This window comes from Saccharopolyspora indica (assembly GCF_027853965.1).
In the GTDB taxonomy this organism is placed as follows: Bacteria; Actinomycetota; Actinomycetes; order Mycobacteriales; family Pseudonocardiaceae; genus Saccharopolyspora; species Saccharopolyspora indica.
Map to the genome: position 1 here is coordinate 216,729 of NZ_JAQGLB010000014.1, position 6,443 is coordinate 223,171.

A 6,443-nucleotide genomic window follows, 5' to 3' on the forward strand; every position below is an offset into this window, starting at 1 on the left:
ACGGTCTTTGACCTGCGGAGGGTCAGCTGATCCGCGCGTGGTCGCGCTCCGGCGCGTGCTGGCGCGACTGCTCGGTGGGGAACACCCACTTGCGGAACGCCCACCAGCGGAACGCCATGCCCAGCAGCAGGCCGACGATCTGCGCCGCGGTGAAGTCGGCTATCTCCTCCACGAAGCGGCTGGTGTAGGGCGTCTGCAGGTGCAGCAGGTACCGCGAGACCCACAGCGGGGCCGAGTACAGCCCCACCCCGATACCGCTGATCACGAAGTACAGCGTCGCCTCGGAGTGCCGCTGCCGCCCGCCCCGGGTGCGGAACGACCACTCCCGGTTGAGCACGTAGGAGAACAGCGTCGCGACCAGCACCGCGATGACCTTCGACGTCACGGGCTTGGGTGACAGGACGGTCAGCTTCAACGCGTAGAAGATGCCGGTGTCGATCAAGAAGGTGATGCCGCCGACGATGCCGAACTTCAGCAGCTCGCGATGCCGGATCGCGAGTTCCCGGTACCGCTGCGGGATGTGCGCGAGCACCGAATCGACGACGGACACAGCCCGAGTCTACGTAGTTGCGCCGTCCGGGCTGTGCCAGCCGTCGGATCGGGAGACCCGATTCACCTGGGTCGCGGTCCCCCGGGAGAACCCGTCGAACTCGACGTGGGCGGTGCGCTGCTGGTCGGGGGCGCCGAGCTGGACGGCGGCGCGGTGCTGCTCGGCGGTGCCGTCGTCGAAGGCGGAGTGCTCGACGTCGGCGGCGCCGTGGTGGGCGGCGTCGTGCTCGTCGGCGGGACCGCGGTCGGCGGCGTGCCGGTCGGCTCCGGAACACCGGTCGGCGTCGGCGTGGTGGTCGGCTCCGACGTGGAAGCCGGTGGGTCGAGCGGCGAGTGCGCGGGCTCCGGCCACCAGCAGTGCGGCGGCCACCACGGGTGCTCGCCGGTCGCGGGCAGCCACGGCGGGCGCTCGCCCCAGCCCGGCGGCCACCACGGCCACCAGGAGCAGTCCGGCGGAGGCGGCGGCACCGGGAACCACAGCTGCACCGACACCAGCGCCTCGTCGTTCGACGACCCGAGCCGGGCGGTCACCGGGACCGTCACGTGCCGGGAGAGCAGGTCCCCGAGCTGCGGCACGTCCGCGGCCTGCGGGAAGTCCGGCGCGGCGGTCAGCCACACGTCACCGGCGAACCAGCCGCCCGGCGCGAGCTCCTCGGCGCACCGGACCCGGCGCTGGTCCGGCGCGACCTCGCACTGCTCGGGCAGGCTCTGCACCTGCACGCCCTCCGGCAGCTCGGCGACGGTCTCCGCGCGACCGGTGCTGGTCCCGGTGTTGCGGACCAGCATGGTCACCTTGCTCTCCTTCCACGGCGCGTGCGACCAGCCCCAGGCCCGCAGGTCGATCCCGTCCACCGGTGCCGGCGGCCGGACCACGACGGGCACCGCCTCCAGGTGCAGCTCGATCTCCGCACCGGCGGAGATGCTGGCGGTGATCTGGCCGCCCTCGGACGACTCGTCGGCGCGCACGCTGAAGCCGAAGGTGAACGACTCGCCGGGCCGCAGCCCGCGGTCGGTGCTGCAGGAGATCGTGCTCGACCGGTTCTGGCAGCTCACCGAAGGCGAGCCGGGCGGCTGGGCCAGCACCAGCGACCGGCTCTGCGGAACGGTCGAGGCGGGCCCGGCCGACATCGCGCCCGGCAGCTGCGCGGAGACCCCCGGCGGCAGGGCCAGCTCGGCGGTGACCGGCTCGGAGTCGCCCGAACCGCTGTTGCTCACCGTGATCGGCAGGTCGACGGGATCGCCACCGGCGACCAGCTGGAGCGGAGCCCCGGGCCCGGAGGCGTTGAGCACCGGCGTGGCCGCCGGAGGCGGCGTCGGCGCAGGCGGAGACGGCTCCGGCGGCGCCGGGGGCTGCGGAGTCGGGCTCGGCGCGGGCGGCGGGTTCTGCGGGGGCTGCGGCAGCGGTGCCGGTGGTTCCGGAGGCTTCGGCGGTTCCGGTGGCTGCACGACGGCGGCCGGCGGTGCGGCCGCGATCGGAACGGGCTGCTCGGTCCCGGCGGTCATGGCGATGGCGATCGCGGCGGCCAGCACCGCGGTCGCGGCTCCGGCGGTGACCGCCTGGCGCGGCCCGGCGCTCGCGGCGTTCGCCGCCCCGCCCGCCCCGGCCGCGCTGCCCGCGGCCAGCGCGGCGGCCGACGCCCCGCCCGAGGAGGAAACGGCCAGGTAGCCGGTGGCGGAAGCACCGAGCACCAGCGGCGCGATGATGACGCGGAGCGCACCGTTGACGTCGGCGAGCTCCGCCGCCAGCGCGCGGCACCGGTCGCACCCGTCGAGGTGCGACTCCACCTGCGCGGTCTCCCGCTTGGACAGCCCGCGGCGGGTCCACGCGCCGAGCCGGTCCACCGTCGCCCGGCAGTGCTCGACCCCGGACTCGCTGTCGTCCAGCTGCCCGAGGTGCACCTGCAGGTAGGCCTGCCGCAGCCCTTCCCGCGCGCGGTAGGCGAGCGCGGACACCCCGTTCGGCGTCAACCCGAGCAGCGGCGCGACCTGCGCCGGGGTCTGCCCCTCCACCTCGACGTGCCAGAGCACGGTCTGCCAGCGCTCGGGCAGCCGGGCGAACGCCTGCGCGGCGAGCGTGCGCTCGAGCCCGGCGACGGCGGTGTCGGTGAACGGCACGCTGACGTCCGCGCCGGAAACCTCCGTCACGTCGTCGGCGAGCTGCACCTTCCGCTCCCGCCGGGTGCGGTCGTAGGCGGTGTGGCGCAGCGCGGTGAGCAGGTACGCCCGGAAGGCGGTGTTCGGGCCGCGCCCGTCGCGCAGCGTGTCGAGCACCTTGGCGAACGCCTCCGACACCAGGTCGTCGGCCTCGGCCGCGGACTTGGCGACCTGGCGGGCCATGTTGTAGGCCGCACCGACGTGCCGTTCGTAGAGCTGGGCGTAGGCGGCGGACGAACCGCTGCGGACCTCCTCCAGCAGTTCCCCGTCGCTGGGCCCCTGAACTTCCGCCGGAATCGTCGCCACGCCGCACCTTCCTCCCCGCGGGAGACACCAGATCTGCTGACCTAGGGAGTCACAGCCGGTGCCGACCATGACGCTGCCCGACCGATTGTGATCTAGATCCTATTGTTGACGCCATCCCTTGCACCGTCATGGGCGACCCGTTGCTCCGTCCCGATGACAGGGAGTCGAAGGAGGGGCAATGCGGATGAGGGAGTGGCCGCTCAAGTGTGATGCGACGATCGCGCAGGGTCGTCAGCGGGCCCTGCGCTCGCGCTGGCGAACGGCCAGCCTCGCTGCTGGGTGGCCGTTCTTGAGCGATTGGGCCTCGGATGCGGTGGACGCGGTGTGCGCGGCGGTCGTCGAGGACCGGGACCTGGCCGAACCGCTGGCCGACCTCGGGGCGGCGCGGGCCGAGGCCGGAGTCGGACTGGCCGGAACGCTGCAGGACCTGGCGGCGCTGCACGCCGTCGCGACCGGTGCCCACGACGGGCTCGTGTCGGCCGACCCGGACGCGGTGCCCACCGCGCTGGTGCGCACGACCGCGCTGGGCTGGTCGGACGTGATCGCCCGGCTGTCCGTCGGGCGCGAGGTCGAGGACCCGCTGACCGGCCTGACCACGGCCGGCTACCTGCGCACCCGGCTGCACGAGGTGTACCGGGAAGCGCGCGCGGCGGGCCGCTCGGCGAGCGAGGACTACGTCCTGCTCACGGCATCGCTGGACTCCCCGGCCGACGGCTACCCGCGGATGATGGCGATGGTGCTGATGGCGGACGTCCTGCGCACGGCGTTCGACTCGGGCGAGACCATCTCGCTCCTGCGGTCGGCGACCGCGGCGGTGCTCACCAGGCGCAACCCGCAGCTGTCGGCCCGCTGCCTGCACGCGCGCTGCATGATCGAGCACCGGCTGGCCGCGGACCCGGCGCTGCACGCCTGCCAGGAGATCCGGTTCCAGCAGGAACCGCTGCCCGCCGACCACAACGCGGCCTGCGACCTGCTCGCATCGCTGTGACGCCGGTCGCGTTGGGTGGTCCCTCTGCAGGTATGCGGCTTGCACCGCTTTACGCTGGCCGCGTGGACCAGCGGAGCGGAACCCCAGTTGTCGGCATGATCGGTGGCGGCCAACTGGCGAGGATGACCCACCAGGCCGCCATCCCGTTGGGGCAGTCGCTGAAGGTGCTGGCCACCTCGGCGGACGACTCCGCCGCGCTGGTCGCGCCGAACGTGGAGATCGGCCACCACACCGATCTCGAAGCGCTGAAGAACTTCGCGCAGGGCTGCGACGTGATCACCTTCGACCACGAGCACGTCCCCGGCGAGCACCTGCGGGCCCTGGCCGCGGCGGGCGTGTCCGTCCAGCCCGGTGCCGATGCGCTGCTGCACGCCCAGGACAAGCTCGTGATGCGCCGCAAGCTCGCCGAGCTCGGCCTGCCGGTGCCGCCGTTCGCGGAGGTCACCGAGGTCGCCGACGTCCTGGAGTTCGGTGCCGAGCACGGCTGGCCCTGCGTGCTCAAGACCGCGCGCGGCGGGTACGACGGCCGCGGCGTGTGGATGCTCAACACCCCGGACGGCGCGAAGCGCACCGTCGCCGAACTGCTGGAGAGCGGAGCACCGCTGCTCGTCGAGCAGCGCGTGCCGCTGCGCCGGGAACTCGCCGCGCTGGTCGCGCGCTCGCCGTTCGGGCAGGGCGCGGTCTGGCCGCTGGTCGAGACCGTGCAGGAGGACGGGATCTGCGTGGAGGTCCTGGCCCCGGCCCCGAACGCCTCGCCGGAGCTGATCGAGCAGGCCCAGCAGCTCGCGCTGCAGGTCGCCGAATCGCTCGGCGTCACCGGCGTGCTCGCGGTCGAGCTGTTCGAGACCGACGACGGCCTGGTCGTCAACGAGCTGGCGATGCGCCCGCACAACTCCGGCCACTGGACCATCGAAGGAGCCCGGACCTCCCAGTTCGAGCAGCACCTGCGCGCGGTCCTGGACTACCCGCTGGGCGCCACCGAGCTGACCGCGCCCGCGGTGGTCATGACGAACCTGCTCGGTTCGCCGACCGAGCTGAAGATGACGGTCGACGAGCGGCTGCACCACCTGTTCGCCCGCTACCCGCACGCGAAGGTGCACCTGTACGGCAAGAGCGAGCGGCCCGGCCGCAAGCTCGGCCACATCACCGTCCTCGGCGACCGCATGGACGAGGTGCGGGAGCAGGCCCGGCTGGCGGCGCACTGGCTGTCGCACGCCGAGTGGCCGGACGGCTACGAGATCCACTGAAGCAGAGAGAGGTCTGGCGTGGCAGGCGACAACCCGCTGGTCGGCGTGATCATGGGCAGCGATTCCGACTGGCCGGTGATGCAGGCGGCCGGAGACGCGCTCACCGAGTTCGACGTGCCCTTCGAGGTGGGCGTCTACTCGGCGCACCGCACTCCGCAGCGGATGCTGGACTACGCCCGCAGCGCGGCGGACCGCGGCATCCGGGTGATCATCGCCGGTGCGGGCGGGGCCGCCCACCTGCCGGGCATGGTCGCCTCGGCGACGGTGCTGCCGGTGATCGGTGTCCCGGTACCGCTGAAGCACCTCGACGGCATGGACTCGCTGCTGTCGATCGTGCAGATGCCCGCGGGCGTTCCGGTGGCGACGGTGTCGGTCGGCGGTGCGCGCAACGCCGGGCTGCTCGCCGTTCGCACGCTCGCCGCGGACTCCGGGGAGCTCGGCGCCCGGCTGCGCGCGGGCATGGCGAAGTTCCAGGCCGACCTGGAGAGCATGGTGCTGGACAAGGACGCCGCCCTCCAGGAGAAGGCCGCGCGTTCCTGACGCTTTTCCGACAGACCCCGGGCGATGCCGGTTCCAACCGGTCTCACCTGGGGTTTTGTCGTTAAGGGGGGGGTGGTGTTCAGGGGGTGTTCGGGGGTCTGTAAAGTTCTACGAGTCAGAGCGACACGGGCCGGGAAAACCGGAACGGGCCTGGCGCGGGGTCAAAACCGAGTCTCCACGAATGAGTGGTAGAGTAGGCTGGCCTCGAACGGCAAGACTTTGAAAATTGCGATTCGCTTCGCTGTCATAACGCTGGACGGTTCGATATCCGGGAGATAACGAATCGGGTGCGGGAAACGAAAGTGACCCCCCCTGAAACCCCGGAAAAACGGCCTGCTAGAGTTACTGACACACGAAAGCGAACAGAGGAAATGCTCCCCGGAGCTGCGCGGCCCTGAAATGGGGTTGTGGGTGATGGTGTGGGTGTGTTCTTTGAGAACTCAACAGCGGACTGTTTTGGTTAGTGTTCTTTAATGCCCCCGACCAAACTTGGTTTTGGTTGGTGGTTTCTTTGAGTATGACGCTCGCCTTCGGGTTTGAGTGTCTGCTGGGATTGTTCAACAGCATTGTTGGAGAGTTTGATCCTGGCTCAGGACGAACGCTGGCGGCGTGCTTAACACATGCAAGTCGAACGCTGAAGCACTTTCGGGTGTGGATGA

General features: G+C 71.5%; 5 protein-coding genes and 1 rRNA gene. 4 read left to right on the top strand and 2 right to left on the bottom strand.

Annotated elements, in window-relative coordinates; all coding sequences use genetic code 11:
* Window positions 1–22 precede the first annotated feature (22 nt).
* Complete coding sequence (locus OU416_RS27575) at window positions 23–550, bottom strand: GtrA family protein (protein WP_270929934.1); 528 nt, start codon at window positions 548–550, stop codon at window positions 23–25.
* 62 nt (window positions 551–612) lie between these two features.
* Window positions 613–3,009 carry a sigma-70 family RNA polymerase sigma factor gene (locus OU416_RS27580; protein ID WP_270929935.1) on the bottom strand — a complete coding sequence of 799 codons (2,397 nt, stop codon included), beginning with the start codon at window positions 3,007–3,009 and terminating at the stop codon, window positions 613–615.
* 289 nt (window positions 3,010–3,298) lie between these two features.
* On the opposite strand from OU416_RS27580, the gene OU416_RS27585 reads away from it, so the two are divergent.
* The 4 genes from OU416_RS27585 to OU416_RS27600 form a co-directional block, all read left to right on the top strand.
* Window positions 3,299–3,997 (top strand): hypothetical protein, encoded by a 699-nt coding sequence (locus OU416_RS27585; RefSeq protein ID WP_270929936.1) that lies wholly within the window; start codon window positions 3,299–3,301, stop codon window positions 3,995–3,997.
* A gap of 62 nt (window positions 3,998–4,059) precedes the next feature.
* Entirely contained in the window at window positions 4,060–5,244 is a 1,185-nt protein-coding gene (locus OU416_RS27590; RefSeq protein WP_270929937.1) for a 5-(carboxyamino)imidazole ribonucleotide synthase, read from the top strand.
* 51 nt (window positions 5,245–5,295) lie between these two features.
* Complete coding sequence (purE, locus tag OU416_RS27595) at window positions 5,296–5,784, top strand: 5-(carboxyamino)imidazole ribonucleotide mutase (RefSeq protein WP_093157346.1); 489 nt, start codon at window positions 5,296–5,298, stop codon at window positions 5,782–5,784.
* A gap of 566 nt (window positions 5,785–6,350) precedes the next feature.
* Window positions 6,351–6,443, top strand: a 16S ribosomal RNA gene (locus tag OU416_RS27600); the annotation flags it as partial.

Bases quoted from the DNA above. Each gene is read 5' to 3' on its own strand.
- purE (WP_093157346.1), top strand. From the start codon at position 5,296: ATGGGCAGCGATTCCGACTGGCCGGTGATGCAGGCGGCCGGAGACGCG.